The 25,961-nt window shown below is 40.5% G+C and carries 23 protein-coding genes and 5 tRNA genes; 14 read left to right on the top strand and 14 right to left on the bottom strand.

The genetic code is table 11. The features are described 5' to 3' along the window. Positions 1–2: 2 nt before the first annotated feature. The gene (locus KO525_RS01880) at positions 3–1,199 is read right to left on the bottom strand and encodes a cysteine desulfurase (RefSeq protein WP_215962083.1); all 1,197 of its coding nucleotides are present in this window, start codon (positions 1,197–1,199) and stop codon (positions 3–5) included. A gap of 142 nt (positions 1,200–1,341) precedes the next feature. Here KO525_RS01880 and KO525_RS01875 point away from each other — a divergent pair, with 142 nt between their 5' ends. Then, a complete protein-coding gene (locus KO525_RS01875; RefSeq protein ID WP_215962082.1) occupies positions 1,342–2,103 on the top strand; it encodes a polysaccharide deacetylase family protein in 762 nt (253 codons plus the stop codon). Positions 2,104–2,299: 196 nt separating this feature from the next. Here the strand turns inward: KO525_RS01875 and KO525_RS01870 are convergent, their stop codons facing one another. From KO525_RS01870 to pabB, 3 genes are all read right to left on the bottom strand, one after another. Then, positions 2,300–3,676 (bottom strand): L-serine ammonia-lyase, encoded by a 1,377-nt coding sequence (locus KO525_RS01870; RefSeq protein ID WP_215962081.1) that lies wholly within the window; start codon positions 3,674–3,676, stop codon positions 2,300–2,302. Between the two features lie 82 nt (positions 3,677–3,758). Beyond that, positions 3,759–4,340: a CoA pyrophosphatase gene (locus KO525_RS01865; protein WP_215962080.1), complete on the bottom strand. Its 582-nt coding sequence runs from the start codon at positions 4,338–4,340 to the stop codon at positions 3,759–3,761. A 46-nt stretch (positions 4,341–4,386) separates the two neighbouring features. Then, complete coding sequence (gene pabB, locus KO525_RS01860; protein ID WP_215962079.1) at positions 4,387–5,742, bottom strand: aminodeoxychorismate synthase component I; 1,356 nt, start codon at positions 5,740–5,742, stop codon at positions 4,387–4,389. Between the two features lie 283 nt (positions 5,743–6,025). Between pabB and KO525_RS01855 the strand changes: the two genes are divergently transcribed. Next, positions 6,026–7,549: a fumarate hydratase gene (locus KO525_RS01855; protein WP_215962078.1), complete on the top strand. Its 1,524-nt coding sequence runs from the start codon at positions 6,026–6,028 to the stop codon at positions 7,547–7,549. Between the two features lie 74 nt (positions 7,550–7,623). Here KO525_RS01855 and rnhA read toward each other — a convergent pair whose 3' ends face one another. After that, positions 7,624–8,085, bottom strand: coding sequence for a ribonuclease HI (rnhA, locus tag KO525_RS01850; protein WP_215962077.1), 462 nt, complete (start codon positions 8,083–8,085; stop codon positions 7,624–7,626). 83 nt (positions 8,086–8,168) lie between these two features. Here rnhA and dnaQ point away from each other — a divergent pair, with 83 nt between their 5' ends. The 10 genes from dnaQ to KO525_RS01800 all read left to right on the top strand — a co-directional run bounded on the left by dnaQ (position 8,169) and on the right by KO525_RS01800 (position 15,807). Further along, positions 8,169–8,879 carry a DNA polymerase III subunit epsilon gene (dnaQ, locus tag KO525_RS01845; protein ID WP_215962076.1) on the top strand — a complete coding sequence of 237 codons (711 nt, stop codon included), beginning with the start codon at positions 8,169–8,171 and terminating at the stop codon, positions 8,877–8,879. Next, positions 8,855–10,276, top strand: coding sequence for a TIGR03503 family protein (locus tag KO525_RS01840; RefSeq protein WP_215962075.1), 1,422 nt, complete (start codon positions 8,855–8,857; stop codon positions 10,274–10,276). Before dnaQ ends, KO525_RS01840 begins: the two co-directional genes overlap by 25 nt. 101 nt (positions 10,277–10,377) lie before the next feature. Beyond that, positions 10,378–10,454, top strand: a tRNA-Asp gene (locus tag KO525_RS01835). Between the two features lie 30 nt (positions 10,455–10,484). Next, positions 10,485–10,561, top strand: a tRNA-Asp gene (locus tag KO525_RS01830). Between the two features lie 116 nt (positions 10,562–10,677). Further along, positions 10,678–10,754 (top strand) — tRNA-Asp (locus KO525_RS01825). A 182-nt stretch (positions 10,755–10,936) separates the two neighbouring features. Then, a tRNA-Asp gene (locus tag KO525_RS01820) sits at positions 10,937–11,013 on the top strand. A 734-nt stretch (positions 11,014–11,747) separates the two neighbouring features. Next, positions 11,748–12,710 (top strand): hypothetical protein, encoded by a 963-nt coding sequence (locus tag KO525_RS01815; RefSeq protein ID WP_215962074.1) that lies wholly within the window; start codon positions 11,748–11,750, stop codon positions 12,708–12,710. A 120-nt stretch (positions 12,711–12,830) separates the two neighbouring features. After that, positions 12,831–14,210 carry an amidohydrolase gene (locus KO525_RS01810; RefSeq protein ID WP_215962073.1) on the top strand — a complete coding sequence of 460 codons (1,380 nt, stop codon included), beginning with the start codon at positions 12,831–12,833 and terminating at the stop codon, positions 14,208–14,210. 10 nt (positions 14,211–14,220) lie between these two features. Continuing rightward, the gene (locus tag KO525_RS01805) at positions 14,221–15,456 is read left to right on the top strand and encodes an amidohydrolase family protein (protein WP_252736779.1); all 1,236 of its coding nucleotides are present in this window, start codon (positions 14,221–14,223) and stop codon (positions 15,454–15,456) included. 138 nt (positions 15,457–15,594) lie between these two features. Continuing rightward, complete coding sequence (locus tag KO525_RS01800) at positions 15,595–15,807, top strand: DUF2892 domain-containing protein (RefSeq protein WP_215962072.1); 213 nt, start codon at positions 15,595–15,597, stop codon at positions 15,805–15,807. Between the two features lie 399 nt (positions 15,808–16,206). Here KO525_RS01800 and hisA read toward each other — a convergent pair whose 3' ends face one another. From hisA to hisG, 6 genes are read right to left on the bottom strand one after another with little or no spacing between them, the layout of a single operon-like run. Then, on the bottom strand, positions 16,207–16,968 hold the full coding sequence (gene hisA, locus KO525_RS01795; RefSeq protein ID WP_215962071.1) for a 1-(5-phosphoribosyl)-5-[(5-phosphoribosylamino)methylideneamino]imidazole-4-carboxamide isomerase: 762 nt from the start codon (positions 16,966–16,968) through the stop codon (positions 16,207–16,209). A 2-nt stretch (positions 16,969–16,970) separates the two neighbouring features. Further along, a complete protein-coding gene (gene hisH / locus KO525_RS01790) occupies positions 16,971–17,600 on the bottom strand; it encodes an imidazole glycerol phosphate synthase subunit HisH (protein WP_215962070.1) in 630 nt (209 codons plus the stop codon). Beyond that, entirely contained in the window at positions 17,600–18,673 is a 1,074-nt protein-coding gene (gene hisB / locus KO525_RS01785; RefSeq protein WP_215962069.1) for a bifunctional histidinol-phosphatase/imidazoleglycerol-phosphate dehydratase HisB, read from the bottom strand. Before hisB ends, hisH begins: the two co-directional genes overlap by 1 nt. Beyond that, positions 18,670–19,785, bottom strand: a complete 1,116-nt coding sequence (gene hisC, locus KO525_RS01780) for a histidinol-phosphate transaminase (protein WP_252736780.1) — start codon at positions 19,783–19,785, stop codon at positions 18,670–18,672. The genes hisB and hisC overlap by 4 nt, the downstream gene beginning before the upstream one ends. Next, positions 19,775–21,100, bottom strand: a complete 1,326-nt coding sequence (hisD, locus tag KO525_RS01775; RefSeq protein ID WP_215962068.1) for a histidinol dehydrogenase — start codon at positions 21,098–21,100, stop codon at positions 19,775–19,777. The genes hisC and hisD overlap by 11 nt, the downstream gene beginning before the upstream one ends. A 3-nt stretch (positions 21,101–21,103) precedes the next feature. Continuing rightward, positions 21,104–22,003, bottom strand: a complete 900-nt coding sequence (hisG, locus tag KO525_RS01770) for an ATP phosphoribosyltransferase (protein WP_215962067.1) — start codon at positions 22,001–22,003, stop codon at positions 21,104–21,106. Between the two features lie 382 nt (positions 22,004–22,385). Between hisG and KO525_RS01765 the strand changes: the two genes are divergently transcribed. Beyond that, complete coding sequence (locus KO525_RS01765; RefSeq protein ID WP_215962066.1) at positions 22,386–22,658, top strand: hypothetical protein; 273 nt, start codon at positions 22,386–22,388, stop codon at positions 22,656–22,658. Positions 22,659–22,720: 62 nt separating this feature from the next. Here KO525_RS01765 and KO525_RS01760 read toward each other — a convergent pair whose 3' ends face one another. Continuing rightward, entirely contained in the window at positions 22,721–23,497 is a 777-nt protein-coding gene (locus tag KO525_RS01760) for an SDR family NAD(P)-dependent oxidoreductase (protein WP_215962065.1), read from the bottom strand. Between the two features lie 9 nt (positions 23,498–23,506). Further along, entirely contained in the window at positions 23,507–24,664 is a 1,158-nt protein-coding gene (locus tag KO525_RS01755; protein ID WP_215962064.1) for an acyl-CoA dehydrogenase family protein, read from the bottom strand. 229 nt (positions 24,665–24,893) lie between these two features. On the opposite strand from KO525_RS01755, the gene KO525_RS01750 reads away from it, so the two are divergent. After that, positions 24,894–25,673, top strand: coding sequence for a lipase (locus tag KO525_RS01750; RefSeq protein ID WP_215962063.1), 780 nt, complete (start codon positions 24,894–24,896; stop codon positions 25,671–25,673). 190 nt (positions 25,674–25,863) lie between these two features. Here KO525_RS01750 and KO525_RS01745 read toward each other — a convergent pair. Continuing rightward, positions 25,864–25,939: transfer RNA gene (locus KO525_RS01745), tRNA-Val, on the bottom strand. Positions 25,940–25,961: the final 22 nt, after the last annotated feature.

Genomic DNA, 25,961 nt, shown 5'->3' with positions numbered 1-25,961 from the left:
CTTTAAAGTGTAAGTAGGGAAAGTGATTTATTTAAGGCGGTTATAAATAAATCAATGTCACCTTTATTATTGTAACAACCAAGCGATACACGGACAGTACCTGATATGCCTAATGCTGTCATTAATGGCATAGCACAATGATGCCCGCAGCGCACCGCGATATGTTGTTCATTAAGCAGAGCGCCTATATCACTAGCCGATTCGTCTTCTACAACAAAAGAAACAACACCGATGTTTTTGTTGGTATTGCCCAAGACTCTAACGGTTCCAATATCATGTAGTTGATTTATTAAGTATTGGTAAAGCGACGCAGACGATTTTGATGCTTCAAAAAACATCTTTGACTGGATAAATTCAAGGGCTGCACCTAAACCGATTATGCCCGCTATATTTGGCGTTCCTGTTTCTAGGAAATGGGGGAATGGCCGAAACTCTGTTTTTTCAATTGATACATGGCTGATCATTTCACCACCAAATTGAACAGGCGTTAATTGGTGTTTTATCCTGTTGTTGACATATAAAACACCGATGCCCGTTGGCCCATACATTTTGTGACCAGAAAATGCATAAAAGTCACAACCAATATCTTCGACATTGACTTGCACATGGGCTATAGCTTGAGCTCCGTCGACCAGTGTTGTTGCCCCTGACTTTTTAGCCCGCTCTACAAGTTGCTTAACCGGGTAAATATTCCCTAGCGCATTTGAACAATGTTGAATCGCAACCAGTTTAGGCTGTAGCAGCATGAGAGACTCAAAATGGGAAAGGTCAATATCACCGTTTGGTAATACATTAACCACTTTAAAATGGGCATTTTTGAGTTTAGCGAGTTGTTGCCATGGAACGAAATTAGCGTGATGTTCACTGCCTAAAACAACGATTAGGTCGTCTGATGATATATTCTGATTGCCCCAAGCCATGGCGGCTAAATTAATACTGTCCGTTGTCCCTTTAGTCCAAATTATATTTTGGGCGTGTGTGGAGCCTATAAAACTGGCGACATTGGCTCGGATTGATTCGTATTTGTCGGTTAAAGCACTTGCTTGAGAAAAGGCACTGCGATGGACTGTGGTGTTTTCATGTTGGTAATAACGGGTTATTGAGTCTATAACGCTTTGTGGTTTCTGAGTCGTGGCTGCACTGTCTAAATAAACAATGGGGCCCTGTTGGAAAAATGGAAACTGACTTCGAAGCGACATGATGAAATTACAAACTATGAAAAAGAAAGATTATACCAGTTAACATAACGAGAAAAAATTGGAAATTTAAAATGAGCCGCCTAGTATAGACTCTTCAACTTTTTAACTATTGACGCTTATGATATTAATTTTGAAATCTAAAATGGCTTTTGTATTGTTTAGCCTGTTTTCTATCTCCTTAACGACAAATGCTTCAGAAATCATTTGGCCAAATAACGCAAAGCTTGCGGTGAACCTGTCTTACGATGACGCGCTCAATTCACAATTAGATAACGCCATTCCGGTATTAAATAAATACAATATTCACGGTTCCTTTTTTCTGACGTTATCGAACTCTACAGTTCAAACACGTTTAGAAGAGTGGCGACAAATTGCTAAGGACGGCCATGAACTCGGTAACCATACTATTTTTCATCCATGTCGAAAGAATGAAGAAGGTCGATCGTGGGTGCCAGAACATAGAAATTTGGATACCACATCTAACCAAGCAATTTGGGAAGAAGTAAGAATGGCCAATGCAATACTTTTTAGCATTGATGGTAAAACCAAACGAACTTACACGCCACCCTGTGGCGACATTGTGACAGACAATGGCAATTATGTTGAAGCACTTCAAGACGACTTTGTCGCAATAAAGTGGCAGAACAAGTATGGAAAAATATACGATAAAGTTTATATGCCTCACGGGGTTAGCGGTCAGCAGCTAATTGAATACGTTAAAGGCCAGCAGGCCAAAGGGGGAGCGGTGACCTTTATTTTTCACGGAATTGGCGGCGATCATTTATCCGTATCGACTGAAGCACACCGTCAGTTAGTAGCTTATTTAGCAAGCCACAAAGAACAATATTGGACTGACAGTTATATTAATATCATGAGTTATGTAGCGGAATTTAATAAGAAGTAGACGATTAGAATTTAATAACGTTGTCGACGCTGAGTTATTCCGCTAATTCTACGCGGTTGGTTTTTTAATGTTCGCTATAGCTCTGATGGAGAGTTTATAGCGAACAAGATGTACTATGGGTGACAGATCGAACAGCTCGATAATTATCAGCATAAATTTTAGTTAATTAAATGCGTTAACTGAAATGAACTGCTAATTAACATTCTGTTATGTTTACAGCCAAACCACCGCGAGCGGTTTCTTTGTATTTAGATTTCATGTCGTTGCCCGTATCCCACATGGTTTTTATCACTTTATCTAAAGAAACTTTTTGACCGCCAGTTCCGCGCAGTGCCAAGCGAGCAGCATTAATTGCTTTAATTGCTCCCATCGCATTACGTTCGATACATGGAACCTGAACTAAGCCGCCAACGGGGTCGCAGGTTAAACCTAGGTTATGCTCCATACCAATCTCTGCCGCGTTTTCAACTTGTTCAACACTCGCACCTTGAATTTCAGCCAGTGCGCCAGCTGCCATTGAACAAGCAACACCAACTTCCCCTTGGCATCCAACTTCTGCACCCGATATTGACGCGTTCTTTTTATATAAGATCCCAATGGCACCGGCGGTTAATAAATATCGGACGATTAGTTCTTCATTTAGTGGTTTTACAAATTTGTGATAATACATAGCAACAGCAGGAATTATACCTGCTGCACCGTTAGTTGGGGCTGTTACAACTCGGCCACCGTCGGCGTTTTCTTCATTAACCGCCATAGCAAACAGGTTAACCCAGTCCATAACGGTAAGAGGATCATTACTTTGCTCTGAGCTTAACTTTCGGTAAAGGGAAGGGGCACGGCGTTTTACTTTTAGGCCGCCAGGTAAAATACCTTCAGTTTCAATGCCTCTGTCGATACACGCGGACATCACATTCCAAAGCTCAACTAATTTAGCTTTAACGTCGGATTTTGGCTGACTCACAGCCTCGTTAGCCATCATTAGCGCAGGAATTGAAAGGCCGTGTTCTAAACACAATTCTAATAATTGCTTACCTGTCGAAAACTCATAAGGCACGACAAGTGTATCTAATTGGGTTGTGGCCGCCGCTTTTTGTTGGGCAAAATCTTCATGTTTTACGATGAAGCCACCGCCAATAGAATAGAAGGTTTGCTCTGCGACCAACTCATTTTTGTTAAATGCTTTTAAGGTCATGCCATTAGAATGTAAAGGCAGGGTTTTTCTGCGATGAAATACAATTGCGTCTTTGCGTGGGAAGTTCGCTAAGTGTTGACCATTTAAATTAATTGTTTGCGTTGTTTCAATTTCCGATAGTTTTTCTGCAACCGTATTTGGGTCAATTGATTCAGGCTCTTCACCTAACAACCCCAAAATAACCGCTTTACCCGAACCGTGACCAATACCTGTTTGGCCTAAAGAACCAAATAATTCTGTTTTAATATGGGTGACGTTTGCCATTTGGTTATTAATTGATAACGAAAGCACAAATTCTCTTGCTGCGCGCATTGGGCCTACAGTATGTGAACTTGACGGACCGATACCAATACTAAACATATCAAAAACACTAAGCATAAAATTAACAACTCGTTAAAAAAGACGTTGTAATTGTATCCTAGATTGTAAGCTTTCACATCATGATACACATGAGATTAATTTATCCGAGATGTAGGACCAGTTTATCTATAATGGTCGCAGTAACGCCCCAAATTAATTTGTTCTTGTACGGCATGAAATGCACAACCTGAGTTTTATTTTTTCTTGTAGGTCTTATGGTTGAATGGTTTTTGCGACTTCTAAAATGCTCTAATGGAACTTCAAAGCTATGGGCGACTTCGTCGGGGTTTAGATTTAAATTTGTCGAAGTATCGATAAATCCAACTAATGGATGGATTGTGTAGTTAGAGATGGAATGCAAACTTGGTAACCAGCCAATCGGTTTTACTTGAGCCGCTGGGATCCCAATTTCTTCTTCTGTTTCTCGTAGTGCAGCCGCCAAAAAGCTAGGGTCGTCATGCTCTATACGACCTCCAGGGAAACTAATTTGGCCAGGGTGTTGTCTCATATGTTCTGCACGTTGCGTAAACAATAGGTGTAACCCAGTTGGTCTTATTACAACAGGGACTAACACAGCGGCCTCTTTTGAACTTTGGTTGGGTGTATAAAACCCCTCGTAACGGGCGTCACGACTATCTATTTGAAACAAACTAAATCGGCTTGAAAAATGCTCTGGTGACATAATTATCCTACTAATTTACTCGATTGATAACCTTGTTCATTAACCGTTACATAGCGGCCAAAATTGGCAAAATGCGATTTACCTTATCAAGTGTTTCTTGATATTCGGAGTCACAAATGGAGTCAGCAACAAGGCCACCTCCGGCCCAACAGTAAATATGTTGTTGATTACATACTAAAGTTCGGATGGTGATATTTGTGTCCATGTCGCCGTTTGGTTTGATATACCCAATTGCGCCACAATACACACTTCGAGGATCAGGTTCCAATTCATGAATGATCTCCATCGCTCTTATTTTAGGTGCACCTGTAATGGAACCTCCGGGAAACGCACCGCGTAACAAATCAATTGCAGTGAACGGTGGGCGGATCGACGCTGTTACTGTGCTGACTAAATGATGCACTGCAGGAAAACTTTCTATCGCAAATAATTGCGGTACTAAAACACTGCCGGGAACCGCGACTTTACTTAAGTCATTTCGCAATAAATCAACAATCATTAAATTTTCTGCTCGGTCTTTTTCGGCGACTGCGAGTTCGTTTGCATTTGCAATGTCTCGTTGTTTGTCCTTAGAACGAGGGCGAGTGCCTTTAATGGGTTTCGTTTCAATTTTATTGTTACAAACCTGTAAAAAACGCTCTGGTGAAACGCTTAAAATTGCGCCTTGGTCGATTCGAATAAAACTCGAAAATGGCGCAGCGTTTTTCTCTCGTAAACTTAAATAGGCGTTCCATTCGTCGCCAAGATAGGAAGCTTTAAAACGTTGTGCCAAGTTAATTTGGTAACAATCACCCGATAATAAATATTCTTGTACCTTATCAAATTTGGTTTCGTATTCAGCTCTTGTCATGTTTGACCGCCACTGACTGGTTAATTTAAATGGCTTATCAAACAAATTAGGTTGTTTGCTTACGTCATTAAGCTGAGTGAATGTTTCAGAAGCGTTTTCGCGATGACTAATAAAATAGACTTCAGTGTAATTAGGTTTAAACAATAAGATTTGATCGTAAATGCCAACGTGCATGTTTGGCATCGATATATCCGTGTTTTTAGGTGCAGGTAAGGATTCATATCGACCGCCAAGTTCGTAATCCCAATAACCAATCGCGCCGCCAGTGAAGGGCAATTTAGAGTCTACATGTGGAATAGTTTGCAAATATTGATTAACTAAACTTAGTGGGTCAGCAGAACTTGTTCCGATTAACTGGTTGTTTTCAAAGATGCTGGTTGTTTTTAAGTCGGCCACAAGTGTAAATCGAGGCGCCCATGCAAAAACAGAAAAATTGCTATTGTTGTGGTCACTCGAGGCCGAGTCTAAAAATGCAGTTCCACTATTATGTTGTAGAGATTGCAGCAAATTGGTTAACTCCGAAGGGGAAACTGGGAGCTGTTTGACAAACATATTTTTACGTCCAATTAAACTATCTGGTTATTAACTAAGCGAAAAAGTTACTAATTTCAACAAATTTGCGTTGTTAAATTGTTGGCTTACGTTTTTCGGAAGAGTATCATCCTCGTGTCTAAATTTCAGTTAATTTACATCGACACTAGGAAGTAAATTAGGTTTTAATCTCCTCATTTGAGATTTTTGTCAACGAAGATGAACAAACAAATGACACACAGCATAAATTAACAACTATAATTTATAAGTTGTTTCCAATATACAAAACAAAATAGAGGTCATTATGACGGTAATCCGCCAAGCCGATTTTATTGAAAGTATCGCCGATGCTCTGCAATACATTTCCTACTATCATCCACTTGACTACGTTAAAGCAGTTGAAGACGCCTATAACCGGGAACAAAACCCGGCCGCTAAAGACGCTATGGCACAAATTTTAATAAACTCAAGAATGTCTGCAGAGGGACGTCGTCCGATATGCCAAGATACGGGTATCGTAACTTGTTTTGTTAAAGTGGGTATGGACGTTAAGTGGGATAATACGGCGTTAACCGTTCAAGAAATGGTTGATGAAGGTACACGTCAGGCATATTTAAATTCAGATAATCCACTAAGAGCGTCAATTGTTGCCGACCCAGCTGGGGCACGTAAAAATACCAAAGACAATACCCCTTCTGTTGTCCATATCGATTTAGTTGCGGGCGATAAGATTGAAGTGATGATTGCAGCGAAGGGCGGCGGTAGTGAAAACAAATCTAAAATGGCGATGTTAAATCCGTCTGACGATATTGTTGAATGGATCAAAAAAACTGTACCAACTATGGGGGCAGGTTGGTGTCCTCCAGGGATGTTAGGAATAGGTATTGGCGGTACGGCAGAGAAAGCGGCTGTAATGGCGAAAGAGTCTTTAATGGACCCTGTTGATATGCCTGCACTAATGGAAAAAGGCGCTGAAACAACGGACGAACAACTTCGCATCGACATCTACAATGCTGTTAATGATTTAGGTATAGGCGCTCAGGGGCTTGGTGGTTTAACTACCGTTGTTGATATTAAAATTAAGTCTTGCCCGACTCATGCGGCATCTAAACCAGTAGTGCTTATTCCAAACTGCGCTGCGACTCGTCATGCTCACTTTTTCTTAGATGGTTCTGGTCCTGCAAATTTACAGCCACCAAAATTAGAAGATTGGCCAAAAGTTACATGGGAGCTTGGTGAAAATGTGCGTCGAGTTAACATCGATAATTGCACAAAAGCTGATATCGCTGACTGGAAAGCAGGTGAAACAGTACTATTAAGCGGTAAAATACTAACGGGTCGTGATGCTGCTCATAAGCGCATTAAAGACATGTTAGACCGAGGTGAAGGTTTGCCGGAAGGTGTTGATTTCACCAATCGTTTTATTTATTACGTAGGTCCTGTTGACGCGGTTGGCGACGAAGTCGTTGGCCCAGCTGGCCCAACGACAGCAACACGCATGGACAAATTTACTGACATGATGTTAGAGCAAACTGGCCTTATTGGCATGATTGGTAAATCGGAACGAGGTCCAGCAACAGTTGACTCTATCGCTAAACAAAAAGCGGTTTACTTAATGGCTGTCGGCGGCGCGGCTTATTTAGTATCTAAAGCAATCAAAAAATCACGCGTTGTGGCATTTGAAGATTTAGGTATGGAAGCTATTTATGAGTTTGAAGTAGAAGATATGCCAGTATCTGTTGCAGTAGATTCTACCGGCAACAACGTACATGAAACCGGCCCAGCGATTTGGCGTGGCAAGATTGCAGACGCTAAAAAAGCGAAATAGATTTTAGTAAAACATTTACTTTAGAATTAAAAAGAGGAACCTAGGTTCCTCTTTTTTCGTTTAATACTACGATGTTACTTTTTAAAACCAGCATCAACTAAAAAGTCACCAGACTCTGCTGCGTCTCTTGCTAAGTCATCAACACGTTCGTTTTCTGGGTGACCTGAATGGCCTTTTACCCAAAACCACTTTATGTCATGACGTGCGACTTGCTCGTCAAGCAACTTCCAAAGGTCGACATTTTTGACAGGTTGCTTCGCCGCGGTTTTCCAACCGTTTTTTTTCCAATTAATTATCCACTTAGTAATACCGTCTTTAACATAGTTACTGTCGGTGGTAATAGATACTTGGCATTTTTGCGTTAACGCTTCTAATGCTTTAATGACAGCTAACAACTCCATGCGGTTGTTTGTGGTCAGTTTGTATCCTTGGCTTAATTCTTTTTTGTGGTCGTTATAAAGCATTAACGCCCCATACCCACCCGGTCCGGGGTTACCTAAACAAGAACCGTCGGTATAAATTTTCACAGATTTCATTAAATGAAAGCTCCAATAAGATGATTTTCAATCTGAAGAGGGAGTATACTCTACCCACATCACATTAATAATAAAAACGATTCATGGCAAAACGACAAATAATTCTCGATACAGAAACCACAGGTATCGACCCGAAAGCGGGTCATAGGATCATTGAAATTGGTTGTGTGGAAATGATCAATAGACGATTAACAGGGAATAACTTCCATGTTTATATTGACCCATGTCGTGCAATTGAAGACGAAGCCATTGGTGTACATGGTATTACAAATGAATTCCTTCAAGGCAAGCCACTATTTAAAGATATCGCAGATGAGTTTTTTGATTATATTCGCGGTGGCGAGTTAGTCATCCATAATGCGCCATTTGACATAGGTCATATGGATAACGAATTTGGTAAGTTGTGGCAAGATTGGACTCAAACTGCAGATTTCTGTGGAATTGTCGATACACTAGTTATGGCCCGCGATAAGCACCCTGGCCAAAAGAATAATCTTGATGCCTTGTGTCGTCGTTATGAAATAGATAATACACACCGTACGATGCACGGCGCCTTGCTGGATTCTGAGATCTTAGCCGATGTTTTCCTTAGAATGACGGGTGGGCAGGGCGATTTAGATTTGGCGCAACAGCTAAAATCAGCGGGATTAAGTAATATCGAAAATTCGACGGTCAAACAACGTAATTTAAAAGTTGTATTTGCCGAACAAAATGAAATAGAGGCACATGAAAGCCGCCTCGACCTTGTAGAGAAAAACGGAGCATGTTTGTGGCGAAATTCACAACAACAATAATTTTTTCACTTTTTTTATTTGTATCCTCATTTGCCAATGCGGTAAATGTTAATCCGGTTTCTATTCCAGTTGACGGAAAACAAGTCAATCCAGTACCAAAATTGGCTTTTCTTAAGAATTTTGAAGGCAGCAACCAAGTAAAATTACTCAATAATCGATTTCGCGTTGATTATGAAGTTGATGAATTGCTAATGTTGTTTTTCCGAAAACACGGTTCAAAACCAATTGTTCTTGTCCGCCCTGATGGTTCAAAACTTTATACTCGCGATGCCGATGGCATTAACCTTGAGTGGCATGCCGACGTTAACTTTGACTTAATAAGAATTAAAAATCCAATTGCTGGGCCTTGGCAAGCGCTTGGAATGATCGAAAAAGACAGTAAAGTTTTAGTCTTATCTGAAGTTGAATTAATTGTTGATAAATTACCAGACCTTATTTTCCAATATGAAGTGTTAAAAGCGGAAGCAAAGATAGTTAATGCGCAAGAAATAATAAGCGAAAGTGGTTTTAGAAGTGTTGTCCGTGTGCGTTCAGCGCTTTATTCGACTAATGACTTAGACCAAGAAAACTTTGGTGCCGATTTATATCGATTAGGTGAATTTTTTGATGATGGCAAAGGGCTAGACGAAAAGCCAAATGACGGCGTCTTTACGCTTTCATACTATATAGATGTTGTCACTGGCACTTGGATGCCTAAATACACACTAGAAGCCGAACTATTTGGACGTGAAATTGAACATGAGCCTATTACGGTCCTACCTAGTCCAATATCCTATAAAGTTAAATTAGCCGGCCCTAACGAACGATACCACTATGTAACGATTGAAGCTGACCCTATGTATATTGAAGCTGATAAATTGATGTTTCAAGGCCTGATCGAATTTCCAAATGGTGAAACTCAAACTTTTAGTTTGTCAGAGCAACACATAAGAGAGTTAGAAATTTTTCAAAGTGAATTTGGTACGTTTAAAATAACGACTGAGGTTTTTGGAAATGATTTGTCTGGGCGCGACTTTAAACTTAAGTTACCTGTTTATGAGATAGTCACAACTGGCCCCGAAATCGAGGCTGAAATTTTACCTGAGATGTCGCAAGAACAACTGTTGTCTGAAAAAGCGGTTGAGGTTGTTCCCGTTGAAGTAGAACCAGAGCTTTCAATCGGCCTTGTGATATTGATTAATCTGATTATATTGGTTATTGGATTTATAATTATTTGGGTTGTTGTCTTAAATAAGGCATTTCCAAACCCTATGAACTTAATTAAATTAATAAAACTTAAAAAATCCGGCGGTGATAAGTCTGCAGGGAAAAAAGAAAATAAAGAAAAGGTCGATAAAAACAGCCTAGACTTGGACAGTTCTGATGATATTTTAGACCTTAGCTTGCCAGAAGACTAGAAAGTGACCAAAAAAACGTATTTATGAAAAAAGTTGTTGACGGGGTCTGATTCAAACTTTAATATTCGCGCCGTTGTTTAGCAACATGTATCGAAGTAACTGGAGCGGTAGTTCAGTTGGTTAGAATACCGGCCTGTCACGCCGGGGGTCGCGAGTTCGAGTCTCGTCCGTTCCGCCAATTACTTTGATATGATTTAGTGTTAAGACTGGAGCGGTAGTTCAGTTGGTTAGAATACCGGCCTGTCACGCCGGGGGTCGCGAGTTCGAGTCTCGTCCGTTCCGCCACTTAACATTATAGCTAAATGACTATTCAAATGAAGGCATTTGTCCTTTGATGAATAAAGGAGATAGTTGATTTCAACTGCAATTATTTCTTGTTTGTGAGTTAAATCTACAGCTGCGGAGCGGTAGTTCAGTTGGTTAGAATACCGGCCTGTCACGCCGGGGGTCGCGAGTTCGAGTCTCGTCCGTTCCGCCATCTCACTTTGTGAGATTATATTTTGCTTAGAAACTTAAATCTACTTGCTGCGGAGCGGTAGTTCAGTTGGTTCGGCTCTTGTGAAAAGCACGGCCAGTCACGACTGGGGTCAACGAGTTTGAGTGTTGTCCTTTCCGCCATTTGATAACTACCCAGTTTGATAATGAAAATCTACTTGCTGCGGAGCGGTAGTTCAGTTGGTTAGAATACCGGCCTGTCACGCCGGGGGTCGCGAGTTCGAGTCTCGTCCGTTCCGCCATTCAAGATGTATATTCAATTCCATAATTTACCTGTATCTCCCGAGTTAACCATATTGAACTCACGACATGTCTCACCCATTATTTCTAAATTTATGTTAAGTAACTTTTGCGCCATTTGATAACTACCCAGTTTGATAATGAAAATCGATGTGCTGCGGAGCGGTAGTTCAGTTGGTTAGACTCTTAATAAAAGCATCGGCCTGTCACGCCGGGGGTCGCACTCTTTGTTTATAAAGCATGAGCCTCGTCCGTTCCGCCCCAGGTTTTATAAGAGCAGATGTATATTCAATTCCATAATTTACCTGTATCTCCCGAGTTAACCATATTGAACTCACGACATGTCTCACCCATTATTTCTAAATTTATGTTAAGTATCTTTTGCGCCATTTGATAACTACCCAGTTCAATAATGAAAATCTACTTGCTGCGGAGCGGTAGTTCAGTTGGTTTGGCTCTTGTGAAAAGCACGGCCTGTCACGCCTCAGTTAACCCTTTAAAAGGTCAGTGAAATTGCACGATATATCCTTTCGATTAGATACCAACTTGTCTCAAAAATAATCTATTATTTTAGAATTTAAGCTGTACTTTTTATTTATGTCATTGAAGTTTAACTAAAATGCGATATAACTTATCCATAGAAAAAAGACTAAATGTGAAAAGTATGTTTTTTAACAGGTTTAACAATTTGTCAAAACTTATAAATAGACGAGTATTTGTAGTTTTGGTTACGATTTTGTCAATCACATCGGTAGATGCTGCAGACAAAAGTGTATTAATACGCGATGAGTCAGGTGCCGCAATTCATCAAATATCTGGGATGACAAAATTGAGTTCAATGTTTTTATTTGTGTCACAGGAAAATCACAAGTTGTTTTATGTTTCAAAAAAGCATGTCGATTCAGTATTTGAGGAAAATGCGGAGATTTTACAGCTGAAGTCAATCATGTTGACAGGTGATCTTCCTAAAAAGCCTAGCTGGGAAGGTATTGTTATCGGATTTAGCGACAATAAAAACTACCTATTTTTAAGTCATGAACACAATGGCAACGACGGTGATGCTCAATTTCATCAAATATATCGTGCGGTTCTCGATTTTGATGACGCAAAGCAAACGTTACAACTAGGCGTTGTTAAACCATTTAGTAAACCATTACCGTTTCTTCAACCCCAGGGAAAAACCATTAAAGAGTCTACCAATTTTGGATATGAAGCTATGTTATGGCAGGGGGACGGCCAAAAATTGCTATTGTTACCTGAACTTTCGAGTCGCCCTGCGATTTCTTTAAATAAATTTGGGGAACAACAAGATATCGAAATGAGTCAGCATGGGTTTAGGATAAGTGATGCGACACATATTTATGATCAATGTGCGATTATTACGTCATTTTGTTATAAAAACGATCCGATTTGTGAGAAACAAAATAAGAGGTCTAAATTAGTATTGGCGTCGATTCAATTGGACTCTGAGCAAATAGTATTTAATAAAACGGTTAATATATCTGAACAACATCTGCAGACCAATATTTCCAAAAATAGTTACCCAGCATTATTTAATGCAGAAGGGATAGTAATGGACAATGGTTATGTTTATCTTGTGAACGATGATAATCCTGGAAATGGTGCTTTTACGCAATTAAAACGACTTTTATTGCCAAAGGCTCTAAAAAATACCTGTCAATCCCAAATTACGCCGTGAATTTAACAACATTTCCTTTAAAACCTGCAAATTAACGTAAAGCGCTTGTAGCTTATGTCAAAATTTTTGATTATTGTTAATACACATGTCAGTGAGACAACCATTTAGAGGAATGAAGTTATGCGTAGAATCGCATTTGGCTTTACTGCCGCCGCACTTGCGGTTGTTGCAGGGTGTACCGGTAATGCACCACAGGACCCAAAAGTTGAAATAAATCCAAATCCATATCCAAGTACTTATCAAGTTAAATCCAAATTAACGATTCTGATCAAAGGTGCAACTGTTTTAACGGGCACTGGCGAACGATTTGATAACGCAGACGTTTTAATCGAAGATGGTAAAATCTCAGCAGTTGGTGAAAATATTGAGCACGGAAGTGCAACAATTGTTAATGGTCGTGGCAAATGGGTAACCCCTGGCATTATTGATGTACATTCACATTTAGGGGCCTATCCGAGCCCTAGTGTCGAGTCTCATCAAGATGGCAATGAAATGACTAACCCTGTTACCGCCGAAGTTTGGGTTGAACATTCAATTTGGCCTCAGGACCCTGGCTTTAACGCAGCGCGTGCTGGTGGCATTACATCCCTTCAAATCTTACCAGGTTCAGGAAACTTAATTGGTGGCCGAGGCGTTACATTAAAAAATGTGCCAGCACCAACGATGCAAGCGATGAAATTCCCTGATGCACCTTATGGCCTTAAAATGGCTTGTGGTGAAAACCCTAAACGTGTCTATGGTAGCCGCAAAGACGCTCCTATGACTCGTATGGGGAACATGGCGGGTTATCGAATGGCATTTGCAGAGGCAGTTGAATATAAACGTTCATGGGATAAATATGAACGCGATTATGAAGCGGGACTAAATCCTGAAGCGCCAGCTCGCAACATTCAAATGGACACACTTCAAGGGGTACTCGAAGGCGACATTAAGATCCATAACCACTGCTATAAAGCAGAAGAAATGGCTATGATGGTCGATATGTCAAAAGAGTTTGGTTATAGCGCGGGTACATTCCACCACGCAATTGAAGCCTACAAAATAGGAGGCTTGCTTGCAGAAAACAACCTTTGTGCGGCGATGTGGCCAGACTGGTGGGGATTCAAGATGGAAGCCTACGACATGATCCCAGAAAATGCGGCGGTAGTTGATTCATTTAAAAACTCTTGTGCGATTATTCATTCAGATTCTGATACGACGATTCAACGTCTGAACCAAGAAGCGGCAAAAGTTATGTATCGTGCAAAAGAGCAAGGTTTTGACATTGACGAAGCTAAAGCGATTACTTGGATAACAGCGAATGCAGCTAAGTCGTTAGGAATTGATGACCAAACAGGAACATTGGAAAGTGGTAAACAGGCCGATGTTGTTATTTGGAATAAAAACCCATTTAGTGTCTACGCGAAAGCAGAAAAAGTATTTGTTGATGGTGACAAAGTGTTTGATCTCCATGATGAAAAATATCAAGCAGTTAGCGATTTCATGTTAGGTCAACAATAGGAGAAGCGTCATGAACAAACGTAAATTAATGAACAAAATTTCAGTGATCACGGCAATGTTGATGAGCTTTTCTGCTTTCAGCGAAATGGTCGCAATCACCAATACAACTGTTTATACCGGTACAGATAAAGGTATCTTAGTTGGAGTTAATGTCGTTTTAGAAGATGGCAAAATTGTCGCTTTTAACCCACCAAGTTTGGAGGTCGACCGCACAGTTGATGGCCAAGGTCGAATATTAACACCAGGCTTTATCGCGTCACTCAATCAATTGGGACTAATTGAAGTGGGTGCAGTGAAAACATCACGAGATGAGAAGCCTAAGAAGGGCGGCGCTGGATTTGATGCGTCAACTGCATTTAACCCTGAAACGTCGCTAATTCCATTTGCACGTAAAGGGGGGATAACTCATTCCGTTGTTACACCTGGTTATAACAGTGAGCTGTTTTCAGGACTAACCTTTAACGTTGAATTATCATCGAAGTTCGATTCGGTTGAAACTGTTGGCTCGTCTGTAGTAGCTTATTTTGGAGGTTCATCTAGTGATTCACGAGCGTCTAATTTTAATGAATTAGCGGCCACGTTTGACGCTCAAGTTAAAAAAATGGCTAAGGATGATAGCAAGGATGACGGTAAAGAGCCGACAGTTGATGAAACGGCCATTAACCGGGTATTAGCGAAAGAAATACCATTGATTGCTTATGCGTCACGACCTAGCGATATTTTGCAGTTGATTAAATTGAAAGAAAAGTATGGTATTAAACTCGCTATTGCTGGCGCGAGCGGGGCTGTAAAAGTTAAACAACAACTCGCAAAAGCAAATGTAACCGTAATTATTGGCGGCGTTGATAATCTGCCAGGTGATTTTGATTCATTAGATAGTTCCCTAAAGAATGCCGGGGAATTAGACTTAGCGGGTGTTAAGGTTATATTTGCAAATAGCGATTCACACTTGATAAAAAATCTACGTTTTGAAGCCGGTAATGCAATATCATACGGTATGTCGGTTCAAGGCGCACTTGCGGCCTTAACCAAAAATCCAGCGTCAATATTTGGTTTTAAAGGAGGCACTGTAGAAGTAGGGCAACCTGCAAATTTGGTTTTATGGAGCGGCGACCCATTTGAAATTTCATCTAAAGTCGAAATGTTATGGATTGAAGGTAACGAAACATCCACTGATTCAAGACAGGACAAACTTAGAGAGCGTTATATTTCTACTTCAGGTAAACGTGAAGCTTATATCAAATAGTTCATTATTAAGCGTTTAACTAAATATTGTTATGAAAACCAGCCGAGGGCTGGTTTTTTTATGCCCAGTGCTTCTTGTATATTAGCTAATACTAATGTAAAGTCGTTTATTAGAGTTTACTAATATAAGGTTTTGAAAATGACTGTTGAAAAGGCAATTAACATATTTGCAGGTTTTATGATCCTATTATCCGTAGTTTTAACAAATTTGGTTTCGCCTTTATTTGTTTGGCTTACGGTTTTTGTTGGCGTCAATTTAATTCAATCTAGTTTTACTGGAATTTGCCCCGCAGCAATTGTTTTGAAGAAATTATTTGGATTAAAAACAGAACGCGAGTCGGTGACTCTTTAACGAGAGGCATACCAATTTATCGTGATGTTTGGAAATAGGGCGGCAACAATAAACTTAGTCGCCTTACCAAACATCTAATGCCGCAAATTTATCTTTTCTCAATTTGTGCTTTTTCCTTACAGCTAAATATCGACTACGCCCTGTTAGTGTGCCCGTACTTTAACGTCCAAAATAGCTGAAACTAATCTTAATGTTTTTTGTTCGAAACCGTCAGCGTAAACACAACATGTGAAAATATAGCAATTAATCGGCGACGACCTAAAGTGAAGTTAATAGGGGGAATAAAAACAGGGGAAAAAATGTTGTTTTTAATAACATGGTCACTCCCTTAGCACACACTTAGCTCGAATCAACTAACTGTACTTAATATGATAAGAGAGAAACCATGTTGTCATGGGGTTACTGTTGCCAAGCTGAAATAGCTTCTTCAACAGTAAATTTACCTTCCAATAAAGAACGCCCTAAAATAACCCCTGAAGGCGTTGCATTCGATATTCCAGAGTCTCGCAGTACCGGTTTTAAAGCGGTAATGTCACCGATACAGCTGATGCCACCCGAAGCTTGCCAACTAATTTGCGGATATTGAGCTGCTAATTCTGTATAAAGTGCCTGATTTGGGCCTTGTAACGTCCCGTCTTTGCTTATGTCAGTACAAAGCACATGCTTTAGGCCGACAGTCAAAAAATCGTCCACAAGAGCTTCTAGCTCAACACCTGAGTCTTCTTGCCAGCCGTGCGTGGCTATCATTTTTTCGCCTTTTGCATTGATATTAATATCAAGCGCCAATACGATTTGTTCTGGACCGTACTTTTGCATCCATGATTTAACTAACTCAGGCTCTTTTGCAGCCAAAGAACCAATAACAACTCGACTAATACCTACGTCTAACAAATGCTTTACGTCGTCTTCGGTACGAATACCACCGCCGGTCTGAAACTTCATTTTACCAGTGTCGACCATTTTTTTGATGAGTGACAATTGACGTTTAGCAGTGTCTTTTGCGCCAGTAAGGTCGACGATGTGTAACCAAGTTGAGCCTTGACGGGCATAATCTTCAACAAGTTCGATTGGGTCAATTTTGTATTCGGTTTTCTGGTCGTAGTCACCTTGATATAGGCGGACAACGGAACCTTCAATTAAGTCAATTGCTGGAATGATCATGTTTACATCTCAATAAAGTTTTTAAGTAGTTGTGCACCTGCAGTGCCGCTTCGTTCAGGGTGGAATTGCACACCATAAAAATTGTCTTTGCCAATCGCGGCGGAAAACGCTTGTCCGTAATTACAACTTGCTAATGTATAGTCGCTAATAGGCGCACAAAAACTATGCACAAAATAGAAATAGCTGCCATCGGCAATATTAGCGAAAAGAGGGTTATCACCTTCCACATTAATTTGGTTCCAGCCCATGTGAGGCAGGACCAGATTTCCCGTTTTCATTCGAGAAACAGTGGTTGGAATTAAATCTAAACAGGCGATATTGTCGATTTTATTTTCAACAATATGGCTTCCAGGAATTTCTTCCGATTGCGTCGTCATCAATTGCATACCTAAACAAATACCTAAGACAGGTTGTTGTAACTCTTGAATAAATTCAATAAGTTCCTTTTGTGCAATTGAAGCCATCGCCGCAGATGCCGAACCGACACCCGGTAATAATACCTTGTCAGCTTGTTTGATAACGGCTTTATCATCACTCACAACTACGTTGTTTGAAAGTCGCCCTAAAGCAAATTTCACCGATGAAATATTGGCACAGCCAGTGTCAATAATGACAATTTTTTGCTCGGCCATTAAAGTGCTCCTTTTGAGCTGGGCAGTACATCACCTTCTACTTTAAGGGCTGCTCTTAGCGCACGCCCAAATACTTTAAATAGGCTTTCTACTTGATGATGGGCATTTCCTTTCGTTGTCGACAGGTGTAATGTTAACCCCATAGATTGCGCTAAAGAATAAAAGAAGTGTTCAACCATTTGGGTCGACATTTCACCAACTCGCTCTTGGGTAAACTCAGCTTTAAACACTAGATGCGGACGACCTGAAATATCTAAAATTGCTTCTGCTTTACATTCATCCATTGGCAATGCAAATCCAAAACGACCAATTCCACGTTTATCACCTAAGGCTTCTTTCAGCGCTTGACCAAGAGCAAGTGCCGTATCCTCAACGCTGTGGTGGTCATCGATATGAAGATCGCCATCTGTAGTCAGATTTAAGTGGAAACCACCGTGAGTCGCGATTTGATCTAGCATATGGTCAAAAAATCCCATGCCAGTTTCGATCACAGACTTGGCTGTCGAATCTAAGTTAACCGCAACACGAATGTCAGTTTCAGAGGTTGTTCTTACGACTTCAGCGATACGTTGTTGGGTTGTTAACGCCGCTTCTATAGCTAACCAGTTGTTAGTTTCACGGTCGTATTTAATGCCTTTGATACCCATGTTTTCTGCAAGTTGGATATCAGTTTCACGATCTCCAATGACAAAGCTGTCAGTAAAATCGACTTTGCCTTGCTGCAAATAATCTTTTACTAAACCCAGTTTGGGCTTACGACAGCTGCAATCTTGGTGGTCAAAATGAGGACAGATCAAGACATCTTGAAATACCACACCTTGAGACACAAAAATGTGCATCATTTTATCGTGCGGTAAGTCAAAGTCTTCTTGTGGAAAGGCATCTGTGCCCAAACCGTCTTGGTTTGAAACCATTACAAGCTTGTAACCTTTATTTTGTAAGCGCGTTAAAACAGGCAACACCATAGGCTCAAAAACAAGTTTTTCTAACGTATCGAGTTGTTTATCAACTAAAGGTTCTTCAACTAATGTACCGTCACGGTCGATAAATAAAATGCGTTGTTGATTGCTCATAGTGTTTTTTCTACCTGTAAAAATTGGTTTAATACGGCGGTCATTTGGCTTTCGTTGCCGATTGTGACGCGTAATGTGTTCTCTAACATCAATTGCTTCGATTGATTACGCAGCAATATGCCTTTTTCAACGAAGGTATTTAATACCTCAGCAGCATCGAGTTTGGCATTGAGTTTTAATAGCACAAAATTAGTTTGAGAGGGGTACACGTGACTGACCAGTTGCCATTGCTGGGCGTGGGCAATAAAACCGTCACGTAATTTATTTAAGTGTGTGACTTGCTCAGTCATCCAGCTTAACCCTTTTGTTGACAAAGCATCTGTTGCGATTTGGGCAACCGGAGCAGGGACTGGATATGGTGCAATAACTTTTTTTAATGCATCAATTACGCTTGGATCCGCCAAAGTGAAACCACAACGTAATCCTGCTAGGCCAAAGGCTTTTGATAACGTACGTGTGATAACAAGATTTGGATAAGTCACCAGTAAATCGACCATCGTCGCTTCAGGACAAAACTCAATGTAGGCTTCATCTGCTACTACAAGGCATTTATTTTTGCACTCATCAAGCAACGCAATAAAGTCATTACGATTGATAATATTGCCGGTCGGATTGTTTGGACTACAAACAAAAACAATATTGGTATTTTCTAAGTTCTGATAAACCGCCGGTAAATCCAATTGCATCTCAGGAGTTAGCGGTACTTTTTTGATTAATGCTCCGTGCGTTTCGGCACTTATGGCATACATACCGTACGTCGGTGGGCAAATGACAATCGAGTCAGTGCCATCGGCACGACAAAATGTACGTATCAATAATTCGATGCTTTCGTCCGCGCCACGTGTTGATAATACTTGATTGGTTTCAACCCCAGCGTATTCAGCATAAGCGGCAATTAGCGGCTCAGGCTGAAAATCTGGATAACGGTTATAGAGGGCTGGGTTTATTGAGATCTCTGGGACTGAAGGATTTTCGTTAGCATTTAGCCAAACGGTATCGACTTCACCGGCATTTGCCATTGAGAACAAACGTCTAGCTGACTCATAAGGTTTTAGAGTCTTCAACTCTGGGCGAATCAGTTCACTAACTAAGTTATCAATATTAGTTGTCATTGTCCGCTCCTGCAGTTAATGCATCTAGTCGCACTTTTACGGCGTTTCTATGGGCATCAAGACCTTCAGCATTCGCTAATGTCATAATAGCTGGACCGATATTTTTAATACCTGTCTCAGTGACCGTTTGCACGGTGAATTTACGATTAAAATCTGCCAGGTTTAACGAGCTAAGTACTTTAGAATAGCCATATGTTGGCAATACATGATTAGTGCCACTCGCATAATCACCAGCACTTTCAGGTGTGTAGGCCCCTAAAAAGATAGACGCGGCATTGTCGAGCAGTGGTAATAATTCCGTCGCATTATCTGTTTGAACTATTAAGTGTTCAGGTGCATATCTATTGCTGATCTCAATGCTTTGATCAAGTGATTCAGTTAAAATAAGCTGACTATTAGCTAGTGCTTTTCGGGCAATGTCGGCTCTTGTCAAAACGGCAAGTTGTCGTTCGATTGCCGCTGCAGTTTCGTTAATTACGTTCACGTCATCTGCGACTAAAATAACTTGCGAGTCAGGACCGTGTTCAGCCTGAGACAACAAGTCTGCTGCGATAAATTCTGGGTTAGCATTTTTATCGGCAATCACAAGGACCTCTGACGGGCCAGCTGGCATATCGATTGCCGCACCAGCAGGGTCTAAACTCACTTGCTGTTTTGCTTCTGTAACAAAACTATTACCTGGACCAAAAATCTTATCTACTTTTTTGACTGACTCCGTTCCATAAGCCATTGCAGCAATCGCCTGTGCGCCGCCTGATAAATAGATTTCATTGACACCACAAATTTCCGCCGCGTACAATATTTCTGGTGTAATACTGCCGTAATTTTCTGGTCTTGTGTCCGCTGGAGTAAACAAAACCACCCGTTTACAACCTGATATTTGCGACGGGACACCTAACATTAAAACCGTTGATGGAAGTGGCGCGCTGCCACCTGGAACATATAGTCCGACCGCAGCAATAGGGCGATTGATTAGCTGACAATTCACACCTTCACTAGTCGTGATACTAATATCTTGCGCCACTTGTGCTTGGTGAAATTGCTTAATGTTGTTGTAAGCTAAATCAATTGCTGCTTTTGCTTCTGGTGATAATAAGGTCAGCGTTTTTTGTTTTTGTTGGTCAGTCAATTTAAGCTGTGGCAAGGTAATGCCATCAAACTTTTCTGCCAACGCCAATAACGCTGCGTCGCCTTGAGTTCGTACTTGTTTTATAATGTCCTGTACTGTCGAAGTTAACCCTTGGCGACCTGCAATTACAGGGCGTTCTAACACCTGTAATTGCTGCGACGACGACAGTGACTGCCATGTAATCATAAATTAGCCCATCATTTTTTCAATTGGCATAACTAAAATCGACGTACAGCCTAAATCTTTTAGGTTTTCCATCGTTTCCCAGAATAGATTTTCTTTACTAACAACGTGAATAGCCACTTGGTCGTCATTCCCAGATAAAGGTAAAACAGTTGGGTTTTCAACACCTGGTAATAAAGCCTTAACTTGCTCTAACTTGTTTTTTGGCGCGTGTAACATGATGTATTTTGATTCTTTCGCTTGCATAACGCCGTTGATGCGCGGCAGTAAAGTATCGATCAATTGTTGTTTATCAGCAGACAAGGTTTCTTGTTTTTGGATCAAAACTGCTTTTGATTTAAATATTTCAATCGCTTCGTATAATCCATTAGCATCTAGAGTTGCACCGGTAGAAACGAGGTCACATATTGCGTCGGCGATACCAGCACGAGGGGCTACTTCTACTGAACCCGTTAACATTACTGGCTGCGCTGCGATGTTATTTTTTTGTAAAAATCGTTTTAGAAGCTGCGGGTAAGTTGTTGCGATACTTGTGCCTTCAAATGATGAAAGGCCTTCGTATTCAAATTCGTTTGGAACAGCAATTGATAAACGACATCCGCCGTATTCGAGACGTTTAAGTAGTTTGTAATCAGCCGGTTCATTTGCAGCTTCACGTTCTAACATTTTTTCTTCAAGCTCGTTTTCACCAATGAATCCGAGGTCAGCAATACCATCCATCACCAAACCTGGAATATCATCATCACGGACAAGTAATAAGTCGATAGGTAGGTTGGTTGAATGAGCGATGAGCAATCTATCTCGGATCGACAATTTTACGCCAATTGCTTTAAGTAATTTCAGTGATTCGTCACTCAATCGGCCTTTTTTTTGTACTGCTATACGGAGTCTAGATTTGTCAGTCATGTTGGTGTCCCAAAATATTTTTATTTAAATCGTTAAAATGTAAAAAACCCCGAAGGTGTAGCCTCCGGGGTTTGCAATGCTGTGCTTAGGAGACTATTACAATAATCTCCAGCGAAATCAGCTGAAAACTATTTCGTTGGTAAATGATGATGATGCCAAATTGTTGTAGTCATTTTCAGGTTCGCTTCTTTTTATTTTTTGCTCTGATTTAGAGTTATTATTCAAATTATGCTCATTTTGAGGAAAATGCAACCGACTTTTTATAAAAAAAATATCAAAAACTCAACTAAATTGAATAACTGTCGATAAATGGTTAATAAGTGAACTATATTCCGATTTAAATGTCAAAATTGTGACAATATAAAATTAAAGGAGCTGAGATATGGTAGATTTTTTATATAGCGTGTTGACGCGTCCTATTCCAAATGAGCCGGATAAAAAAAATCATTATGCAATAAACCCAACATATAAAGATAGTAAGTCACGTGAAATTAGTGAAGACGATCCTAAAAATCAACATCAGCATGCGGCGTCTAAAGATGATGATACGTTAGAAGTCGAGCCGGAAGAAAAAGATGAAACTGAGACAAATTCCAAGGGCAAGGGCGTCTATCGTGACAACGAAGGTCGTCGCCACTTAGATTTTTATGCCTAACAGCTAAAAAGCCCCTGTTAAGTTTTATTAAACGACTCTGATTTGGTAAAAGTGCAACCTCTTTAGCGAGGTTGCATTCTTATCGCGCCATCTAGTCTAATGGTTTCACCGTTAATATAAGCATTCGCAATAATATGTCCTACTAAGTCACCAAATTCTGCTGGGTAACCCATGCGTTTCGGAAATTGGATATTATTGACTAAACTTTCCTGCACATTGTCTGGCATACCTAACAACATCGGTGTTCCCATGATACCAGGGGCGATTGCATTCACTCTAATACCTGAACGAGCTAAATCACGCGCCATCGGTAAACTAAGCGCGATGATTGCGCCTTTACTTGCAGCATAAGCACTTTGTCCCATTTGCCCTTCATAGCCTGCTACTGACGCCGTATTAATTATTACACCGCGTTCGAGAGAGTCATTCAGTGGCTCATTTTTAGCCATGTATTCTGCCGCTAACTTCGCAACGTTAAATGTGCCAATTAAATTAATATTTATGGCCGTCGTAAATTTACTTAAGGCCATAGCAGTACCATCTCGGTCAAGTACTTTTGCAGCTGGAGCAATACCGGCGCAGTTAACACAAACATGGATAGCGCCATAATGATTTAGGACTTTTTTAAACGCACTTTGGGTTGATAATTCATCAGTTACATCAACAAGGCAATAAATCGCGTTCTCTTGACCTAAAGATTCTACGGTCAGTTTTGCTTGTTCTTCATTTAAATCAAAAATAGCAACTTTTAAACCCAATTTAACAAGTTGCTCACATGTTGCTTTTCCTAACCCTGATGCGCCGCCAGTAATAACGGCTACTTTATTTTTATGATCCATAACAGGCCTCTAATTTAGTTCTTTTAATAGTTCGCGGGCAATGACAATACGTTGTATTTCTGACGTACCTTCATATATTGAGGTAATTCGAACATCTCGGGCAAATCGTTCTAATGGATACTCTTTAATGTAGCCGTAACCACCTAACATTTGCAGAGCGTCATAACAGGCTGAATTTGCTTTTTCAGAGGCAAATAGTTTTGCCATAGAAGCCTCTTTTGCAAATGGTTTACCACGTTCTTTTAAACTTGCTGCGTTCATTAACAACATACGGGCGGCTTCCAAGTCGGTATAACGGTCAGCTAACATCCATTGCAATCCTTGAAATTTATCTAAGGTTTGACCGAATTGTTTGCGTTCTGCTATATAACTTCGCGCTACATCCATCGCCGCCAAACCAATACCAAGCGCTAACGAACCGATGCCAATTCGGCCTCCAGATAACTCTGTAACAGCCACTTTAAAACCATGATTTTCTTTTCCCATTAATGCAGAGGAAGGCACACGACAGTTTTCAAAGATCACTTCATTGGTAGGTGACGCTTTTTGCCCCATTTTGTGCTCTGCTGGCCCAATGATGACGCCGGGAGTTTGTCTTTCGACAAGAAAACACGAAATACCCTTGCCGTTTGGCGCGTCTTTATCAGTGACGGCCCAAACGACAAATACCCCAGCAAACTCTGCACTTGTAATAAATATTTTTGAGCCATTTAGAATATAGTCGTCGCCGTCTTTAACAGCCGATGTGCGCATAGAGGAAGGATCGCTGCCTGCACCTGATTCGGTTAAACAGAACCCTGCTGCTGGATATTCGCCTGAACATATTTTAGGTAAATAGTGTTGTTTTTGTTGCTTATTGCCGACTGCTTGGATGACTTCTGCAACCATGTTAGTGACAGATGTGGTTACCGCTGTCGCAGCGCAACTTTTTGCAAGTTCAGTAATTGCCAAGCTAAAAGCAACAGTGCCTGCTTCTGTTCCGCCATAATCGGCATTTGTGTTAAGTCCCATAAATCCGAGTTCGGCAAGTTGTTTTAGATTACTTAAAAACAACGTTTGATCAGTTGCAATATCATGTTTTGCCGCCACAGGAGCAAGTTCTTGTTCTGCAAACTGCCGAGCAGTATCTTGGATTAGTTGTTGTTCTTCAGTTAAGGACGTATTCATAGAAAATGTCTTTTTTTATTTATGAGCTTAGTTGCGCGTACTGTGCATCACAGATGAGATTAATTAAAGGATAGGGCACGATATTGTCGTGTCAAAAACGTATTGATTATTTTACTTTTTTTACAACCAGAGCATTTTCATAAAAGCTTAACAAAAACACAATATAGTCCGAGGCAATTATATTTAGACAAATTTTAATGCATGTATTAGTGCTTATATAGGACACGGGTTGAAACGACTTAAACGTTATGCATACGAAAAGTACGCAATATTGTGTCAACTTGCTTATTTAAAAGATAGTGAGCTTATCGCCGACTTTGGTCATTTTGAGCAGGTCGAAATTTTAGATAGGTTTCACAAATCATGTGTCCGAATCGTCTGGCAAAAACACAAAAAGGAAGTGGTAGTTGTCTTTCGCGGATCTCACAATGTGTATGATTGGCTATTTAATCTATGTGCATTTAAAAAAAGGTATCGTGATCAAAATAGAAAATTTGATATTCATTGGGGAATGCATAATTTACTAAAACAGCCCAGTTTTGTAAGCGATTCTTCAGAAAAGTTACCACTAGGTATACGGATCCAAAACGTATTAATACCACTTATGAAAGAGGGCAAGAGGGTAACGTTTACGGGGCATTCGACGGGCGGTTCTCTTGCAGTTTTGTTTGCAGACCGCTTCTATCAACTTCCTAATGTAAAAGTAAAACGCGTAGTCACTTTTGGCCAGCCTTCCTGCGGCGGGCAGTTATTCTATCGCAATTACAGTCTTCATCATAAGACCTACCGAATATGCTGTGACGTTGATATTGTCACGTTTTTACCACCGTTGCCTTTTATTTATCGACATGTTGGCAAGTCTTTGTGGTTACACGAAGGGGTTATGTTTGAAAATATTAGCCCGTCAAAGCGACTATGGTTATCGATTAAAAGTTGGTTGTTAAGGCCAATTACTTACCATTATATGCAGAAGTATATTCGCAATAAAAGTTTGTTTGATGAGCGATAGAAAGGGATGTTTTGCCTGTGATGAGGGGGTAACAACAATCGTTTTATCGTTAAATTAGTCGAAAAAGAGACTAAGCGGTTAAATAGGATGAATTTAGATCGAAAAAAGAAATAGAAGCTTATTAGAAGATGAATCGTTTTATAGAATGAATTAAACCGAAGTGACTAATAACTCTTATGCGACAGTAAAGTGGTGGGCGGTACTGGGCTCGAACCAGTGACCCTCGCCTTGTAAGGGCGATGCTCTCCCAGCTGAGCTAACCGCCCACTTTACCAGAGAGATATGATT

It is taken from the genome of Psychrosphaera sp. B3R10, assembly GCF_018861025.1.
Lineage (GTDB): Bacteria > Pseudomonadota > Gammaproteobacteria > Enterobacterales > Alteromonadaceae > Psychrosphaera > Psychrosphaera algicola.
Note: the sequence above shows the minus strand (reverse complement) of the source record. Positions and strands in the feature narration are given on the sequence as shown.

Bases quoted from the DNA above. Each gene is read 5' to 3' on its own strand.
- KO525_RS01880 (WP_215962083.1), bottom strand. From the start codon at position 1,199: ATGTCGCTTCGAAGTCAGTTTCCATTTTTCCAACAGGGCCCCATTGTT.
- KO525_RS01875 (WP_215962082.1), top strand. From the start codon at position 1,342: ATGGCTTTTGTATTGTTTAGCCTGTTTTCTATCTCCTTAACGACAAAT.
- KO525_RS01870 (WP_215962081.1), bottom strand. From the start codon at position 3,676: ATGCTTAGTGTTTTTGATATGTTTAGTATTGGTATCGGTCCGTCAAGT.
- KO525_RS01865 (WP_215962080.1), bottom strand. From the start codon at position 4,340: ATGTCACCAGAGCATTTTTCAAGCCGATTTAGTTTGTTTCAAATAGAT.
- pabB (WP_215962079.1), bottom strand. From the start codon at position 5,742: ATGTTTGTCAAACAGCTCCCAGTTTCCCCTTCGGAGTTAACCAATTTG.
- KO525_RS01855 (WP_215962078.1), top strand. From the start codon at position 6,026: ATGACGGTAATCCGCCAAGCCGATTTTATTGAAAGTATCGCCGATGCT.
- rnhA (WP_215962077.1), bottom strand. From the start codon at position 8,085: ATGAAATCTGTGAAAATTTATACCGACGGTTCTTGTTTAGGTAACCCC.
- dnaQ (WP_215962076.1), top strand. From the start codon at position 8,169: ATGGCAAAACGACAAATAATTCTCGATACAGAAACCACAGGTATCGAC.
- KO525_RS01810 (WP_215962073.1), top strand. From the start codon at position 12,831: ATGCGTAGAATCGCATTTGGCTTTACTGCCGCCGCACTTGCGGTTGTT.
- KO525_RS01805 (WP_252736779.1), top strand. From the start codon at position 14,221: ATGAACAAACGTAAATTAATGAACAAAATTTCAGTGATCACGGCAATG.
- KO525_RS01800 (WP_215962072.1), top strand. From the start codon at position 15,595: ATGACTGTTGAAAAGGCAATTAACATATTTGCAGGTTTTATGATCCTA.
- hisA (WP_215962071.1), bottom strand. From the start codon at position 16,968: ATGATCATTCCAGCAATTGACTTAATTGAAGGTTCCGTTGTCCGCCTA.
- hisH (WP_215962070.1), bottom strand. From the start codon at position 17,600: ATGGCCGAGCAAAAAATTGTCATTATTGACACTGGCTGTGCCAATATT.
- hisB (WP_215962069.1), bottom strand. From the start codon at position 18,673: ATGAGCAATCAACAACGCATTTTATTTATCGACCGTGACGGTACATTA.
- hisC (WP_252736780.1), bottom strand. From the start codon at position 19,785: ATGACAACTAATATTGATAACTTAGTTAGTGAACTGATTCGCCCAGAG.
- hisD (WP_215962068.1), bottom strand. From the start codon at position 21,100: ATGATTACATGGCAGTCACTGTCGTCGTCGCAGCAATTACAGGTGTTA.
- hisG (WP_215962067.1), bottom strand. From the start codon at position 22,003: ATGACTGACAAATCTAGACTCCGTATAGCAGTACAAAAAAAAGGCCGA.
- KO525_RS01765 (WP_215962066.1), top strand. From the start codon at position 22,386: ATGGTAGATTTTTTATATAGCGTGTTGACGCGTCCTATTCCAAATGAG.
- KO525_RS01760 (WP_215962065.1), bottom strand. From the start codon at position 23,497: ATGGATCATAAAAATAAAGTAGCCGTTATTACTGGCGGCGCATCAGGG.
- KO525_RS01755 (WP_215962064.1), bottom strand. From the start codon at position 24,664: ATGAATACGTCCTTAACTGAAGAACAACAACTAATCCAAGATACTGCT.